Source organism: Streptomyces sp. NPDC046335 (assembly GCF_055587985.1).
The window spans coordinates 413,133-427,606 of record NZ_JBVJFF010000001.1 but is presented as its reverse complement, the minus strand read 5'-3'; the positions used below and the strand labels follow the sequence as shown (position 1 = coordinate 427,606).

The 14,474-nt window shown below is 71.1% G+C and carries 11 protein-coding genes and 2 tRNA genes; 4 read left to right on the top strand and 9 right to left on the bottom strand.

All coding sequences use genetic code 11. The annotated features are described in order from the left end of the window. Positions 1 to 148: 148 nt before the first annotated feature. The 4 genes from ACZ6JY_RS01790 to ACZ6JY_RS01775 form a co-directional block, all read right to left on the bottom strand. Positions 149 to 853 (bottom strand): ATP-dependent Clp protease proteolytic subunit, encoded by a 705-nt coding sequence (locus ACZ6JY_RS01790; protein ID WP_469191185.1) that lies wholly within the window; start codon positions 851 to 853, stop codon positions 149 to 151. 62 nt (positions 854 to 915) lie between these two features. Further along, positions 916 to 1,521, bottom strand: coding sequence for an ATP-dependent Clp protease proteolytic subunit (locus ACZ6JY_RS01785; RefSeq protein ID WP_062774006.1), 606 nt, complete (start codon positions 1,519 to 1,521; stop codon positions 916 to 918). A gap of 400 nt (positions 1,522 to 1,921) precedes the next feature. Then, positions 1,922 to 3,307 (bottom strand): trigger factor, encoded by a 1,386-nt coding sequence (gene tig / locus ACZ6JY_RS01780; RefSeq protein WP_469191183.1) that lies wholly within the window; start codon positions 3,305 to 3,307, stop codon positions 1,922 to 1,924. Between the two features lie 137 nt (positions 3,308 to 3,444). Continuing rightward, positions 3,445 to 3,521, bottom strand: a tRNA-Pro gene (locus tag ACZ6JY_RS01775). A gap of 143 nt (positions 3,522 to 3,664) precedes the next feature. On the opposite strand from ACZ6JY_RS01775, the gene ACZ6JY_RS01770 reads away from it, so the two are divergent. Next, positions 3,665 to 3,738 (top strand) — tRNA-Gly (locus ACZ6JY_RS01770). Positions 3,739 to 3,871: 133 nt separating this feature from the next. On the opposite strand, the gene ACZ6JY_RS01765 is transcribed toward ACZ6JY_RS01770, so the two are convergent. Then, a complete protein-coding gene (locus tag ACZ6JY_RS01765) occupies positions 3,872 to 4,066 on the bottom strand; it encodes a hypothetical protein (protein ID WP_127910262.1) in 195 nt (64 codons plus the stop codon). Positions 4,067 to 4,732: 666 nt separating this feature from the next. Between ACZ6JY_RS01765 and ACZ6JY_RS01760 the strand changes: the two genes are divergently transcribed. After that, positions 4,733 to 5,881, top strand: a complete 1,149-nt coding sequence (locus tag ACZ6JY_RS01760) for an acyltransferase family protein (RefSeq protein WP_469191181.1) — start codon at positions 4,733 to 4,735, stop codon at positions 5,879 to 5,881. A gap of 105 nt (positions 5,882 to 5,986) precedes the next feature. Here the strand turns inward: ACZ6JY_RS01760 and ACZ6JY_RS01755 are convergent, their stop codons facing one another. Together ACZ6JY_RS01755 and ACZ6JY_RS01750 are read right to left on the bottom strand one after the other, a co-directional pair. Next, the gene (locus tag ACZ6JY_RS01755; RefSeq protein ID WP_469191179.1) at positions 5,987 to 8,452 is read right to left on the bottom strand and encodes an ABC transporter permease; all 2,466 of its coding nucleotides are present in this window, start codon (positions 8,450 to 8,452) and stop codon (positions 5,987 to 5,989) included. Beyond that, positions 8,452 to 9,279, bottom strand: a complete 828-nt coding sequence (locus ACZ6JY_RS01750) for an ABC transporter ATP-binding protein (RefSeq protein ID WP_469191177.1) — start codon at positions 9,277 to 9,279, stop codon at positions 8,452 to 8,454. The genes ACZ6JY_RS01755 and ACZ6JY_RS01750 overlap by 1 nt, the downstream gene beginning before the upstream one ends. 323 nt (positions 9,280 to 9,602) lie before the next feature. Here ACZ6JY_RS01750 and ACZ6JY_RS01745 point away from each other — a divergent pair, with 323 nt between their 5' ends. After that, on the top strand, positions 9,603 to 10,811 hold the full coding sequence (locus tag ACZ6JY_RS01745) for a cation:proton antiporter (protein WP_469191175.1): 1,209 nt from the start codon (positions 9,603 to 9,605) through the stop codon (positions 10,809 to 10,811). Positions 10,812 to 10,918: 107 nt separating this feature from the next. Here the strand turns inward: ACZ6JY_RS01745 and ACZ6JY_RS01740 are convergent, their stop codons facing one another. Next, positions 10,919 to 12,085: a SpoIIE family protein phosphatase gene (locus ACZ6JY_RS01740; RefSeq protein WP_469191173.1), complete on the bottom strand. Its 1,167-nt coding sequence runs from the start codon at positions 12,083 to 12,085 to the stop codon at positions 10,919 to 10,921. A 152-nt stretch (positions 12,086 to 12,237) separates the two neighbouring features. Here ACZ6JY_RS01740 and ACZ6JY_RS01735 point away from each other — a divergent pair, with 152 nt between their 5' ends. Continuing rightward, entirely contained in the window at positions 12,238 to 13,467 is a 1,230-nt protein-coding gene (locus ACZ6JY_RS01735; protein ID WP_469191171.1) for a GNAT family N-acetyltransferase, read from the top strand. Between the two features lie 35 nt (positions 13,468 to 13,502). Here ACZ6JY_RS01735 and ACZ6JY_RS01730 read toward each other — a convergent pair whose 3' ends face one another. After that, on the bottom strand, positions 13,503 to 14,312 hold the full coding sequence (locus tag ACZ6JY_RS01730) for an Fpg/Nei family DNA glycosylase (RefSeq protein WP_469191169.1): 810 nt from the start codon (positions 14,310 to 14,312) through the stop codon (positions 13,503 to 13,505). Between the last annotated feature and the right edge of the window lie 162 nt (positions 14,313 to 14,474).

The window sequence follows — 14,474 nt, the reverse complement described above, 5'->3', positions numbered from 1 at the left end:
TGGGAGACGCCACGTTCAGCGGCTCCTGGTGCCTCATATCCGACGGTACCTTGCCGGAGGCCCCGTACGGGCCCCCCTTGGCACGGTTCACTTCGACGCGAGTCGTCCGCGAACCTTGCCAAGGAGCGGCAGATGCTACAGCGCCGTGTCAGGCCGCCGAGGCATTGTTCATCTTCCGGGTGGAGATGATCTGGTCGATGAGGCCGTACGAGAGCGCGTCCTCGGCCGTGAGGATCTTGTCGCGCTCGATGTCGTCGCGGATCTTCTCGATCGGCGTCGTGGAGTGCTTGGCCAGCATGTCCTCCAGCTGCGCGCGCATCCGGAGGATCTCGTTGGCGGCGATCTCCAGGTCGGAGACCTGGCCACGGCCCGTCTCGCTGTAGGGCTGGTGGATCAGGACGCGGGCGTTCGGCAGCGCCATGCGCTTGCCCGGCGTGCCGGCCGCGAGCAGGACGGCGGCGGCCGAGGCGGCCTGGCCCATGCACACGGTCTGGACGTCCGGCTTCACGAACTGAATCGTGTCGTAGATGGCCGTGAGGGCCGTGAACGAGCCGCCGGGGCTGTTGATGTAGATGGAGATGTCACGGTCGGGGTCCATCGACTCCAGGCACAGGAGCTGCGCCATGACGTCGTTGGCCGACGCGTCGTCGATCTGCACGCCGAGGAAGATCACGCGCTCCTCGAAGAGCTTCGCGTACGGGTCGTACTCACGCACGCCCTGCGAGGTGCGCTCGACGAAGCGCGGGATGATGTAGCGGGATTCGGCGCGGGCGCCGGTGAACTCGGCCTGCGCGGCCTGGCTGTACTCGGCCTGGGCGTGCGCGAGCGGGCCGCTGCCGGGGAAGTGGTTCATCTCTCTTGGTCTCCTGAGGAGCGTGGGCTGAGGTTTCGGCTGGGAGGTGCTGAGGGGATGCCTCAGGCTCCCGTGCCGCCCCCGCCCGGCATGCCGGCGGCGGTGGGCATGATGTCGTCGATGAGGCCGTACTCCTTGGCCTCCTGCGGGTCGAACCAGCGGTCGCGGTCCGAGTCGCGGGTGATCTGCTCGACGGTCTGACCGGTGTGGTGAGCGGTCAGCTCGGCCATGCGCCGCTTGGTGTGCAGCAGACGCTCGGCGTGGATCTTGATGTCCGACGCGGAGCCCGCCAGGCCCGCGGAGGGCTGGTGGATCAGGATCTCGGCGTTCGGCAGGGCGAAGCGCTTGCCGGGCGTGCCGGCGCTGAGCAGGAACTGGCCCATGGAGGCCGCCATGCCCATCGCGATCGTCACGACGTCGTTCTTGATGTACTGCATGGTGTCGTAGACCGCCATGCCGGCTGTGATCGAGCCGCCGGGGCTGTTGATGTAGAGGAAGATGTCCTTGTCCGGCTCTGCGGCAAGAAGCAGAAGCTGCGCAGTGATCTTGTTGGCGATGTCGTCGTCCACGGCCTGGCCGAGGAAGATGATCCGCTCGCCGAGCAGCCGGTTGTAGACCTGGTCGCCGAGGCCACCACCGATGGAGGGGTCGCCGGCGGCGGAGGGCATCAGATTCGTCACGTATCCACCTGCTCGTCTTACGACGGCGCCGGGCCGTCTCACGTCTTCAGCTGGGGCTGGGACCCCGCGTGCTCGCCGCTCCGGGGCGGCTCCGGGAACTCCCCTGCCCTCGTATTCATGGACCCTAACGCTCAGCCCCGTCCGGGGAATCCCGCAAAGGTGACTGTTCGCTGTGAGCGCAGGTTCTGGCAGGGCGCCCCATCAGGGGCGCGGGGAACTGCGCGGCCCGCCCCCACGCGGTCGCAGGCGCGTCTGCCGCGGTACGTCCCACGGCGGGTGCGGGCCGTACCTGGTTGCTCGCGCAGTTCCCCGCGCCCCTGACGGGGCGCGACAGGGCCCCCGGGACCGAAGTCCCGGGGGCCCTGTCGTACGCGCGTCAGAGCGAGGCTCAGGCCTCGGTCTTCTCCTCGGCGGCCTCGGCCGGCTCCTCGGAGGAGGCCTCGACCGTCTCGGCGGTCTCGTCCTCGTCGTCGAGGTCCACGACCTCGCCGTTCGTGTCCTTGACCGTCGCGGCCTCCACGACGACCGCGAGGGCCTTGCCGCGGGCGACCTCGCCGACCAGCATCGGGACCTGGCCGCCCTCAACGACGGCCTGGGCGAACTGGTCGGGGGACATGTTGGAGGACTGCGCGCGACGCATGAGGTGCTCGGTGAGCTCCTCCTGGTTCACGTTCAGCTTCTCCTTGTTGACGAGCTCGTCGAGGACGAACTGCGTCTTGATGCCCTTCTCGGCCTGCTCCTTGGTCTCGGCTTCGAACTCTTCCTCGGTCTTGCCCTGGATCTCCAGGTACTTCGCGAGGTCGAGGCCCATCTGGCCGAGCTGGTGGTTCACCAGGTTGTGCTTGCGGGTCTGGATCTCGTCCGCGAGGAGCTTCTCGGGGACGGGGACCTCGACCAGCTCGAGCAGCTTCTCCAGGACGCGCTCCTGGGCCTGCGTCGCCTGGTCGTACTGCTTCATGTTCTCGAGGCGCTTGCGGCTGTCGGCCTTCAGCTCGTCGAGGGTGTCGAACTCGGACGCGAGCTGCGCGAAGTCGTCGTCCAGCTCCGGCAGTTCACGCTTGGCGACCTGGGTCACCTTGACGGTGACCTCGGACTCCTTGCCGGCGGCGGAGCCGCCCTTGAGCTCGGAGGTGAACGTGGCCTCGGCCCCGGCCTCCAGGCCCTTCACGGCCTCGTCGATGCCTTCGAGGAGCTCGCCGGAGCCGATGGTGTAGGAGACGCCGGACGCGACGCCGTCCTCCAGGACCTCGCCCTCGACCTTGGCCTCCAGGTCGAGCGTCACGACGTCGCCGTCCTCGGCGGCACGCTCTACCGGCGAGGTGGACGCGAAGCGCTCACGGAGCTCCTCGACGGCCTTCTCGATGTCTTCGTCGCTGACCGCGACCGCGTCCACCTCGACCTCGATGCCGGAGTAGTCCGGGATCTCGATCGTGGGACGGATGTCGACCTCAGCGGTGAAGTTGAGGGTCTCGTTGTCCTTCAGCTCGGTGATGTCCACCTCGGGCTGGCCCAGGACGTTGAGCTCGGCCTCGTTCACGGCCTCGGTGTAGAACTTCGGGAGCGCGTCGTTGACGGCCTCTTCGAGGACGGCGCCACGCCCGAACCGCTGGTCGATGACTCGGGCCGGGATCTTGCCCTTGCGGAAGCCCTTCACCGTGACCTGCTGGTTGATCTTCTTGTAGGCCGCGTCGAGGCTGTCCTTGAGCTCCTCGAAGGGCACCTCAACAGTGAGCCGAACCCGAGTCGGGTTCAGGGTCTCCACGGCGCTCTTCACGGTTCGGTCTCCTTGGGGCTGACTTCTTGGGATTGAGCCCGGCTCAGAGACACACGGGCACACAGCTTGCATAGTAACGGCAAGCGGGAGTCGAGCCACAATGCGATCTTGATGTGAACCCGTGAGGAAGATCCTGCTGGTCGGGGTGGCGGGATTTGAACCCACGGCCTTCCGCTCCCAAAGCGGACGCGCTACCAAGCTGCGCCACACCCCGTCGGTGCGACACGTAGGGTACATGCCCGCAGGCGGTGCGGCCCCTCGTCGGCCGGGGCGGTGAAGAGGGTGTGCGGGGAGAGGCGATGACCCGCTACGATGCCTGTCGTGCCGCGGGCCCCTGTGGGCCCTGGCGCGAGCTGTGCGGGCGTAGCTCAATGGTAGAGCCCTAGTCTTCCAAACTAGCTACGCGGGTTCGATTCCCGTCGCCCGCTCCACGACCACCGGCCCGGCCGCTGAATCCCAGCGGCCGGGCCGGTGGTGTTTCCGCGTACGCCACCGCGCGCCGCGCCCGCCGTCCGTGCCGGGTCGCGGGCCTGCCGGGTCGCGGTCCTGCCGGGTCGCGCCGGGTCAGAAGCTGATGGAGTTGATGGTCTCCGCCAGTTCGTTCAGGAAGCGGTTTATGGACGGCGCCATGCCTGTGGACGCCAGGAAGAAGCCGAAGAGCACAGCGACGATCGCGGGGCCCGCCTTGAGCGACCCCCCGCGGATCAGCACTACGAGGATGATCGCCAACAGCAGTACCACTGACAGCGAAATAGCCACACTGATCACACCCTAGGTCGGTCGCTCTCCCGGCCCGGGGGGTACGACCCCGCACGCCCCCGCCACGACCATCGTGCCACCAACGCGCCCCGCATATGCGGCCGGTGACGCATCGTCGGCCAACGCTTCCGCGGCCGTGTCCGCGGCGATGCCCTAGGGGCGTATGCGCGCGGGTGTCCGCCACGGCAATTCGACGACCTGCGGGCATGCGTAATTCGGCTTGATCGTTGCCGTCACCACACACGATGTTCGCAGGAAATTCGAATTGTCGTCGGAGGCACATCGAGCGGTGTTCATCCGCCGACCTAACGGACATTCGACCGGAGTCGCCTGCGGGCGTTATGCACCATTTAAACCGGATGAAATGTGACGTATCGGGCGTCGAGTTGTGAGATCTTCCTGTAGTACGCGACCGAATCGCGGGTACCCGGCCTCGATAAGCGGTAATCGCCTTCAGGGATAGACACGGATAGGGCTGACGAAAGTGACCAGGGTTTTACGAAGACAGCGCGGCGCCGCTAGGGTGCGTCAGATGTTCCACGCTGCCACCATCCCCCCAGGCGCAGTGCGGTCCCGGGTCGTTCCCCCGAACTCTGGGTGGGAGGGCCTGTGACGAACTCGGTGCACCCGCACGGACGCCATCGGGCGCCGCTCCCCCCGGCCCAGATGCCGACGGCCAAAGGCGCCTCCCGCACCCTCGACCATCCGACCCCGCAGGCCGCCACCGCTCCCCCCACCTCCAGCGGTCACCGCGCGGCCGAAGGCGCGGCCAAGCCCGCCAAGCAGCGCGACGCGTTCTTCGACAACGCCAAGTACCTGGCGATCGTCCTCGTGGCGATGGCCCACGCGTGGGAACCCCTGACGGATCACAGCCGTACGGCCGAGGCGCTGTACATGACCGTCTACACCTTCCACATGCCGGCGTTCATCCTGATCTCCGGCTACTTCTCGCGCAGCTTCGACATGCGCGCGGACCGCCTCAAGCGCCTGGTGACCGGCGTCGCCGTGCCGTACGTGATCTTCGAGGTCGCGTACACGCTCTTCAAGCGCTGGGCGGACGACGACCCGAACCAGCCGATCAGCCTGCTCGACCCCTGGTACCTCACCTGGTTCCTGGTCGCGCTGTTCGTGTGGCGGCTCACCGTGCCGCTGTGGAAGATCGTGCGCTGGCCGGTGCCGCTCGCTCTGGCCATCGCCATGCTCGCCGTGCTCTCCCCGGACATCGGTGACGACCTCGACCTCCAGCGCGTGCTTCAGTTCCTGCCGTTCTTCGTGCTCGGCCTCTTCATGAAGCCCGAGTACTTCCAGCTCGTACGGCGCCGCGAGGTGCGGATCCTCTCCGTGCCGGTCTTCGCCGCCGCGCTGCTGCTCGCCTACTGGGCGGCGCCGCGCATGACGTCCGTGTGGTTCTACCGCCGCGACAGCGCCCACGAGCTGGGTGTGCCGTGGTGGGTCGGCATCGTGATGACCCTGGCGCTCTTCGGCTGCTCGGTGGTGCTCACCGCCTGCTTCTTCGCGTGGGTGCCCCGCCGCAAGATGTGGTTCACGGTGCTGGGCGCGGGCACGCTGTACGGCTACCTGCTGCACGGCTTCCTCGCCAAGGGCTCCCGTTTCTGGGGCTGGTTCGAGGAGTACGAGTGGCTGCACAAGCCGTTCGGTGAGCTCTTCGTGACGGCGGTCGCCGCGACCGTGGTGACGCTGCTGTGCACGCCCCCGGTGCGGCGGATGTTCCGGTTCGCCATGGAGCCCACGATGGAGTGGGCCTTCAAACGGGACGCCGCGGAGCTTGCCCGGGAGCGGGCCAAGTCGACGTAACGGGTCTCCCGCAGACCCAGCAGGGCGCGCATGACGGCGTACTTCGCCGTCATGCGCGCCCTTGTCGTTTCGTCCGGCGCGCCTCTTCCCGGAACCGCCCGGTGATCAGTGGCCGCTCCGCGGCCGGGCCAGGGCCGCCCTCGCCGGGATCGTCGCCGACGCCAGGCCCACCAGCAGGGTCGCCGCCACGAAGGAGCCGTAGATCTGCGGGGGGATGTACGGGGCTTCACCCGTGAGGCCGTTCATCATGGGGATCAGGGTGGCCAGGGCGATGGCCGAGCCGATGACCGTGCCCGCGACCGCCACGATCAGGGCCTCCCAGCGGACCATCCGCAGGACCTGGCGGCGCGTGGAGCCGATCAGGCGGAGCATGCCGAGTTCGCGGCGGCGGTCGAGGACGCTCATCACCAGGGTGTTGACGGCGGCGACCGCCGCGAAGCCGCCGAGTACGGCCGCCATGGTCGTGTTGGCCCAGGCGCTGAGTTCGCGGTCCATGGACTGGGCGGTGGTGTAGCCGTCGCGGGTACTCAGGGTGCCCAGGGCGGCGAGGGACCGGGCCGAGCCGCCCTTCGTCCAGACCTCGGAGGGCAGGGGCGAGGTGACGTGGCGGCGTACGTCGGCGGCCGGCAGCGTCACCTGGGAGAGGCCAAGGCCCCTGCCGTACGTCGCCACGACCTCCGGCTCGGCCCTGGTGCCGTCGGGCAGGCGGATGGCGATGCGGTCGCCGGTCCCGACGTCGGCGGAGCGGGCGAGGGCCGTGTCCAGGGCGATCTCGTTCCTGCCCAGTTTCAGGGTCCCTGTCTCCACCTTCAGGTCCTGGACCTTGGCCAGGTCGGCGGCCGAGCCCGTGATGCCCTGGGCGGAGGCGGACTGCAGCCAGTGGTCGCCCGCCGAGCCCACCGGGACGAGCACCGATGTCTTGAGCAGCCCGACGGCCGAGGTGACCCCTTCGGCGTCCGCGGCCCTGCGCACCGCGTCCGGGGCGAGACCGGCCTCGGAGGTGACGATGTGATCGGCGGTGATGCCGGCGCGCTGCTGGCCGGCGGCGGCCCTGTCCTCACTGGTGTGCATGAAGACGAGGACGGAGGAGAAGGCCATGGCGAGCACGATCGGGGTGATCGCCGAGGCGAGCCGGCGTGCGTTCGTACGGGAGTTGGCGGCGGCGAGGGAGCCTGCCGCGCCCGCTCCGCGCAGCGGGAGGCCCAACACGGCCGCGCAGGCGCGGGCGATCAGCGGGCCCAGCAGGGCCACGGCGAGCATGAAGAGCATGACGACGCCGAGGGCGGCGTTGGCCGCGTCGTCGCCCGCGGCGTTGGCCGCCACCCCGGAGAGGACGAAGCCGCCCACCGCGGCGGCGACACCGAGGGGCGTGCGGATCCAGCCGAGCCGCACCCGCTCCACGGAGGCCTCGCTGAGCGCCTGGCCCGGCTTGATGCGGGAGGGGCGGCGGGCCGCGAGGTACCCGGCGCCGAGCGCGGTGACGACGGCCACGCCGACGGCGGCGGCGAGCGGGATGAACGAGACCGCGAGGTCCACGGCCTCGGGGACCGCCCCCTTCTCCTTGAGCTGCCCGAACCACCAGGACGCGAGCGCGATGCCGGGCAGCAGGCCCACCGCGGCGGCGGCCGGGGCGACGAGCAGCGTCTCGGTGGCGATGGTGCGGCGGATCTGGCGCGGGGTGGTGCCGATGGCGCGCAGCAGCGCGTACTCGCGGGCCCGCTGGCCGACGGAGAGCGCGACGGTACCGGCGGCGGTGAACACGGCGGTCAGGGCGGCGATGCCGCCGAAGGAGCCGCCGAGCGCGGTGAGCATCTCCTTGGCGTAGGCGAGGGAGGCGCTCTCCGCGGTGCCGCGGTCGTCGCCGGTGTGCACCTGGGCCTTGCCGCCGACGGCGTGCGCCACCTGGGCCTTGAGGGTGTCGGCCGGGACGCCCGCCTTCGGCAGTACGGCGATGGCGTCGATCCGCCCGGGGTGCCCGGAGACGCGGACGGCCTCGGAGTCGGCGAGCCAGGCGGTGGGCGCTGCCCGTGAGGGCGCGACCGTGCCGGAGACACGGAGGTCGCGCGGCCCCTCTGCCGTGATCAGGGTGGTGCGCTCGCCCACGGAGGCGCCGGGCGCGGCGAGGACGACCTCGCCGGGGTGCGGGGCGCGGCCCGCGGTCAGCTTCTCGCCGGTGAAGGCGGTGGAGCCCCAGTTGTGCGCGGTGAGGGCCTTGTCGCCGGAGCGCACGGGGAAGGTGACGTCGGCGACGGCGGTACGGGCGCCGGGCGCCGCGGCGGCCCTGGCCACCAGGGAGTCGTCAAGGCGGGCCCGGTCGGGCAGCGGCGTGGACTCCTCGGTGCGGTCCTCGCCGCTGCCGGTGACGTGGTGCGCGGCCTGGTCGGCGGCGGCGACCACGGGGGCCCCGGCGTAGCGGGCGGGCGGCACGGAGGCGCGCAGGCCGGTCTCCAGGAGGATGCCGCAGGCGGCGACGATCAGCGAGGCCATCATCAGCGCGACGAAGGTGCCGGCGAAGGCGGCGGGTTTGAAGCGGACGGCCGCGCGGGCGAGGCCGTTGGGCGCGTACGCCATTACGCGGCCACCCCCGCGTAGGCCGGAGCCGTGAGGGTGGTCATGCGGTCGGCGATCCGCTGGGCGGAGGCGCGCTCCAGGTGGTCGACGATGATGCCGTCGGCCAGGAAGAGGACGCGGTCGGCGTGGGCGGCGGCCGCCGGGTCGTGGGTGACCATGACGACGGTGGCGCCCAGGGTGTCGACGGCGGAGCGCAGCAGGGCGAGGATCTCGGTGGCGGTGGTGGTGTCGAGGGCGCCGGTCGGCTCGTCGGCGAAGATCACGTCCGGCTCGGTGACCAGGGCGCGGGCGATGGCGACGCGCTGCTGCTGGCCGCCGGAGAGCTGGCCGGGGCGGCGGCGCCCCTTGTCGCCGAGGCCCACGCGGCCGAGCATCTCGGCGGCCTTGCGCCGGTCGGGGCGGTGGCCCGCGAGGCGCATCGGCAGGACGACGTTCTGCTCGACGGTCAGCGAGGGCAGCAGGTTGAACGCCTGGAAGACGAAGCCGAGGCGGGTGCGGCGCAGGGCGGTGAGCTTGTTCTCGCTCATGCCGGTGATCTCGGTGCCGCCGAGGTGGACGGTGCCGGAGCTCGGCCGGTCGAGACCCGCCGCGCACTGGAGGAACGTGGACTTGCCCGAGCCCGATGGGCCCATGACCGCGGTGAAGCTGCCGCGCGGCAGGGCGAGGTCGATGCCGCCGAGGGCGTGCACGGCGGAGTTCCCGCGGCCGTACTGACGGCGGACCGCGCGCAGTTCGACGGCCCAGTCGCCGGGGCGGACGCCCGGCATCGGCGGCGCCGGGACCGCGCGTGTCCCCTCGTCGGCCCGGTTCTTCCGTCGCAGCCCCATGGCTGTGCCCGCCTTCCGTTCGTTCGTCGCCGACCGGTGTCCCCGTCGATGTCTCGAACGTACGGACAAGGGGGTGGCGCGGACCATGAGGGCGGCTGGCGAACCGGTGGTGGGGAGAACCCCACCCCGCGCGTTCAGGGACGTGAGTTCAGGGACGCGCGTTCAGGGGCGGCTGTTCAGGGACGCCCGGTCGGCCGCTCGATCGTTTGGTAACCTAAGTATTGACGCGTTCTTGACGTTTTCTTTACCATCCCCTTGGCGCGTCCTTTTGCCATCCCTACGGGAGGAACGAGCCCATCGGACACGCAGACACCTTGATAGCCATGGGCGGCGCCTTTCTCGCCGCCGCCGTGCTCGCCCGCCTGGGCGGCCGCATCGGTCTCCCCACGATTCCCCTCTTCATCCTGGCCGGGATCCTCCTCGGCCCCCACACCCCCGGCGTGGTCCTGGTCTCCGACCCCCACGACCTGGAGATGCTCTCGGCGCTCGGCCTGGTCCTGCTGCTCTTCTACCTGGGCCTCGAATTCCACATGGACGACCTCAAGGCGGGCGGCCGCAAGATGGCCCTCGCCGGAGGCACCTATCTGACGCTGAACGTCGGCGCGGGCCTGGGCTTCGGGTTCGCGCTCGGCTGGGGCACCTCCGAGGCGCTGGTCCTCGCCGGGGTGCTCGGCATCTCCTCCTCCGCGATCGTCACGAAGGTCCTGGTCGACACCGGCAGGCTCGGCAACCCCGAGACGAAGCCGATCCTCGGCATCATCGTGGTCGAGGACATCTTCCTCGCCCTCTACCTCGCGGCGCTCCAGCCCATCCTGTCCGGCGCGGACAGCCTCGCGGCGGCCGTGATGGACGGCGGCAAGGCCTTCGGATTCCTGCTGCTGCTCGCCCTCGCGGCACGCTTCGGCACCCGGCTCGTGGGCCGTCTCTTCGACACCAAGGACGACGAGCTCCTCGTCATCTCCTTCCTGGGCGCCGCCGTGTTCGTCGCCGGAGTCTCCGAGTGGTTCGGCGTGGCCGACGCGATCGGCGCCTTCATGGTCGGCCTGATGCTGGGCAGCACGGCGTCCGGCGACCGCATCCGCACCCTGGTGCACCCGCTGCGGGACGCGTTCGGGGCGATCTTCTTCTTCGCGTTCGGGCTCTCCATCGACCCCGGCGACCTGCCGGTGGTGGTGTGGCCGGTCCTCGCCGCGGTCGCGGTGACGCTCCTGATGAACGTCCTGGCGGGCCTCGGCGCGGCACGCGTGTACGGCTTCGGGGCCGGCCCCGCGGCGAACATCTCCACGACGCTCCTTGCGCGCGGCGAGTTCGCGCTGATCCTCGCCACGATGGCGGCCGGCGCGGGCCTCGACGAGCGCCTCTCCCCCTTCATCGCGGGCTATGTCCTGCTGCTCGCGGTCCTCGGCCCGCTGGCCGCCGGACGCTCGGAGTGGCTGGCCCGGGTGCTGCCCGGCGGCCGCGACCTGGCCCTGGCGGACGGGCCGGGCCCCGGGGGCCGCAAGGAACGGGCCACGGCGGACAGCGTCCCGTAAGAGCCTGTGTCACCGCCCCCGGCGGCGGACGGAACGTGGAGGGCGGGCCCGCGGAGAGGCCGCCCTCCACGGCGTCAGGGACCGCCGCGGTTCACGTCTCCCGGCGTTCACGTCTCCCGGCAGATGAGCAGCAGCGCGCGGTCGTCGTTCACGTCCTTGGCGACCGCCTCGATCAGATGCCAGGCGGCGCCGTGGAAGCCGCCGGCGACATACCGGTCGGCCTCGCCGGTCAGGCGGTCGATGCCCTCGGCGATGTCGCGCTCCGAGGTCTCCACCAGGCCGTCGGTGAACAGCATCAGGACGTCGCCGGGGCGCAGCAGGCCCTTGACCGGGTCGAACTGGGCCCCGTCGTAGACGCCGAGCAGCGGGCCCTGGCCCGTCTTCTCCTCCCAGCGGCCGGTGCCCGCGCTGAGCTGGAGGCCGGGCGGGTGACCCGCGGAGAAGAGTTCGTAGTCGCCGGTCTCCAGGTCGAGCACCAGGTGGATGGAGGTCGCGAAGCCCTCGTCCCAGTCCTGGCGGAGCAGATAGCCGTTGGCGGCGGGCAGGAAGGAGTGCGGCGGCAGCGAGCCGAGGAGGCCGCCGAAGGCGCCGGACAGGAGCAGCGCCCGCGAACCGGCGTCCATGCCCTTGCCGGAGACGTCGGTGAGGACGACCTCCAGGGTGCGGCCGCCGTTCGTACGGGCCGCGACGACGAAGTCGCCCGAGAAGGACTGGCCGCCGGCCGGGCGCAGCGCCATCTCACGGTGCCAGCCGCGCGGCAGCCTGGGCAGCTTGCTCTGTACGCGGATGCGCTCGCGCAGGTCGAACAGCATCGTGCCGCCGCCGCGCCAGGGCACGCCGACGCGGCTGCGGAACTGGGCGATGACGAGCCCGAAGAAGCCGCAGGCGGCCACCACGAGGACCACGCCGGGGGTGACGCGTGAGTTCCCCTCGGTGTAGGGGCCGAGCAGGACCGACTCCACGATCAGGGCGACCGCCGAGGCCGCGTAGAGGCCCAGGAGGCTCGCGGGGCGCAGCAGCAGGCCGCCCGCGACGATGGGCAGGACCAGGGCGGCGGGCGCGCACCACACGCTGTTCATGATCGTGCCGCAGGTGATCAGCGGAACGGTGAGGAGCAGCCCGGCCAGGGCGACCCAGTCGGAGCCGTCCCCGCGGAAGTAGTCGACCCCGGATTTGCGCAGCACTATGCGGGCCCGGTGCATCCGCTTTTTCATCCGGGCCGTGAATGTCTCGGCTTCCGCGCGCCGCTCGCGACGTTCTCCTCGTACCGCCATTGCTCGTGGACCTTATCCAGCGGGCCGTGCGCTTCGCACGGGAGGTCCCACTTGTCCCTCGTCGAAGGGGGCCGCGGCGCGGGACACGGTGGCCGGAACGGACCCCGAAAATCCTGTCGCCCCGGCTCGTACCGCCCTGGTAGGCATGGCATATGACAACAGACTTGCGGGTGCTCGCGAAGGACGAATGGGACACGTGGTACCAGACGTTGGACGTGGCGTTCGGAGGTGTGCCCGAGTCGCCCGACGAGCAGGAGCTGTGGCAGTCGCTCACCGAGCGCGAGCGGTCGATCGGCGCCTGGGACGGGGAGGCCTGCGTGGGGTCGGCGGGGTCGTTCTCCTTCCGGCTCTCCGTGCCGGGTGGGGCCCTGGTGGACGCGGCGGGCGTGACGATGGTGTGCGTGGCGGCCACGCACCGCAGGCGCGGCATCCTGACGTCGATGATGCGGCGCCAGCTCGACGACGTGCGCGCGCTCGGCGAACCCCTCGCCGTGCTCACCGCGTCGGAACCGGCCATCTACGGCCGGTTCGGGTACGGCGCCGCGACCCAGCAGGTGAAGGCCGACATCGACACGGTCCGGGTACGTCTGTCCACCCCCGCGGGTACGGATGACGTAGAGCTGCGGTACGCGAAGCCCGCCGACGTCCACGACGCCTGCGAGGAGCTGTACGCCCGCGCGGTCCCCGGACGCCCGGGGATGCTGGCCCGGCAGCCCGGCTGGGAGCGGCTCGGGCTGCTCGACCCCAAGGAGAACCGGGCCGGCGCGTCACCGCTCCAGTGCGTGGTCGCGGAGCGGGCCGGCGAACTGGTCGGGTACGTACGCTTCGCCGTCAAGCCCGAGTGGGACGCGAAGGGCCCCAAGGGTGTGGTCCAGCTGCGCGACATCGAGGCCCTCGACCCGGCGGCGTACGCGGCGCTGTGGCGCTTCCTCTTCGGCATCGACCTGACGTCCTCGGTCCTCGCGAACAACCTCCCCGTGGACGATCCGCTGCTCCACCTCGTCTCGGACGTCCGGCGGTGCGACGTGTCGGTCCGCGACTCGCTGCACGTACGGCTCGTGGACGTGGGCGCGGCCCTCGCCGCGCGTACGTACCAGATACCCCTGGACGTGGTCCTCGACGTCGAGGACGCCTTCTGCCCCTGGAACGCGGGGCGCTGGCGGCTCACCGGCGACGCCAAGGGTGCCTCGTGCGAGCGCACCGAGGACGCGGCCGACCTCGCCCTGTCCGTACGGGAGTTGGGCTCCGCCTACCTCGGCGGCACCTCCCTGACGTCGCTGGCGGGCGCGGGCCGGGTGCGGGAGCTGCGCCGGGGCGCTCTCGCCGAGGCCTCACCGGCCTTCGGCTCGGACGTGGCCCCCTGGCTTCCGCACGGGTTCTAGCCGGGGGCTGCGAGCGGGGGGCTGCTGGCCGGGGCTCAGGCCGGCCGCTGGCAGGCGGGGCACCAGAACAGGTTGCGGGCGGCGAGGTCGGCGGTGCGGATCTCGCCGCCGCAGATGTGGCAGGGCTGGTTCGCCCTGCGGTAGACGTACACCTCGCCGCCGTGGTCGTCCACGCGCGGCGGGCGGCCCATGGCCTCCGGGGTGTGCTCGGGCCTGACGGTGTCGATGCGGTTCAGGCGCACGCCCTCGCGCATCAGCTCCACCAGGTCCGCCCAGATGGCGTCCCACCGCTCCTCCGCGAGGTCCTTGCCCTGGGTGTACGGGTCGACGCCGTGCCGGAAGAGGACCTCGGCGCGGTAGACGTTGCCGACGCCCGCGATGACCTTCTGGTCCATGAGGAGCGCGGCGACGGTGGTGCGGCTGCGGGAGATCCGCCGGTACGCCTTCGCCGGGTCGTCCCCTTCCCTCAGCGGGTCGGGGCCGAGGCGGTCGTGTATCGCCCGCTTCTCCTCGTCCGTGACGAGGGCGCAGGTGGTCGGCCCCCGGAGGTCGGAGTAGTACGAGTCGTTGCGCAGCCGCAGGCGGACGGTGTCCGTGGGCGGCGGCGCGGGGACCTCGCCGAGGGCGTACTTGCCGAAGAGCCCCAGGTGGATGTGGACCCAGTCCTCCCCGAAGCCGAGGAAGAGGTGCTTTCCGTGGGCTTCGGCGGTGTCCATCACCCGCCCGTCGAGGAGGGCGGCGCTGTCGGAGAACTTCCCCTGCGGACTGCGCACGGCCGCGGGCCGCCCGGCGAACCGCGCCAGATGGTCCTGAGCCAGCCGATGAATGGTGTGCCCCTCCGGCACGGGTCCCTCCGGGGGTGGTTCGGTTCAATCGCCTTGAGGGCTCGTCCTCAAACGCCGGACGGGCTGGGATCCGCCGGCTCGGGCCAGGGGGATATAGCGCCGGGGGGCCGTAATTCAGCCCCTCCGGCGTTTGAGGAGCGGGGTCCGGGGCGGAGCCCCGTG

Excerpts from the sequence above, each read along its gene's own strand:
- ACZ6JY_RS01745 (WP_469191175.1), top strand. The coding sequence starts at position 9,603 with ATGGGCGGCGCCTTTCTCGCCGCCGCCGTGCTCGCCCGCCTGGGCGGC.
- ACZ6JY_RS01790 (WP_469191185.1), bottom strand. The coding sequence starts at position 853 with ATGAACCACTTCCCCGGCAGCGGCCCGCTCGCGCACGCCCAGGCCGAG.
- ACZ6JY_RS01760 (WP_469191181.1), top strand. The coding sequence starts at position 4,733 with ATGCCGACGGCCAAAGGCGCCTCCCGCACCCTCGACCATCCGACCCCG.
- ACZ6JY_RS01750 (WP_469191177.1), bottom strand. The coding sequence starts at position 9,279 with ATGGGGCTGCGACGGAAGAACCGGGCCGACGAGGGGACACGCGCGGTC.
- ACZ6JY_RS01785 (WP_062774006.1), bottom strand. The coding sequence starts at position 1,521 with ATGCCCTCCGCCGCCGGCGACCCCTCCATCGGTGGTGGCCTCGGCGAC.
- ACZ6JY_RS01735 (WP_469191171.1), top strand. The coding sequence starts at position 12,238 with ATGACAACAGACTTGCGGGTGCTCGCGAAGGACGAATGGGACACGTGG.
- ACZ6JY_RS01740 (WP_469191173.1), bottom strand. The coding sequence starts at position 12,085 with ATGGCGGTACGAGGAGAACGTCGCGAGCGGCGCGCGGAAGCCGAGACA.
- ACZ6JY_RS01755 (WP_469191179.1), bottom strand. The coding sequence starts at position 8,452 with ATGGCGTACGCGCCCAACGGCCTCGCCCGCGCGGCCGTCCGCTTCAAA.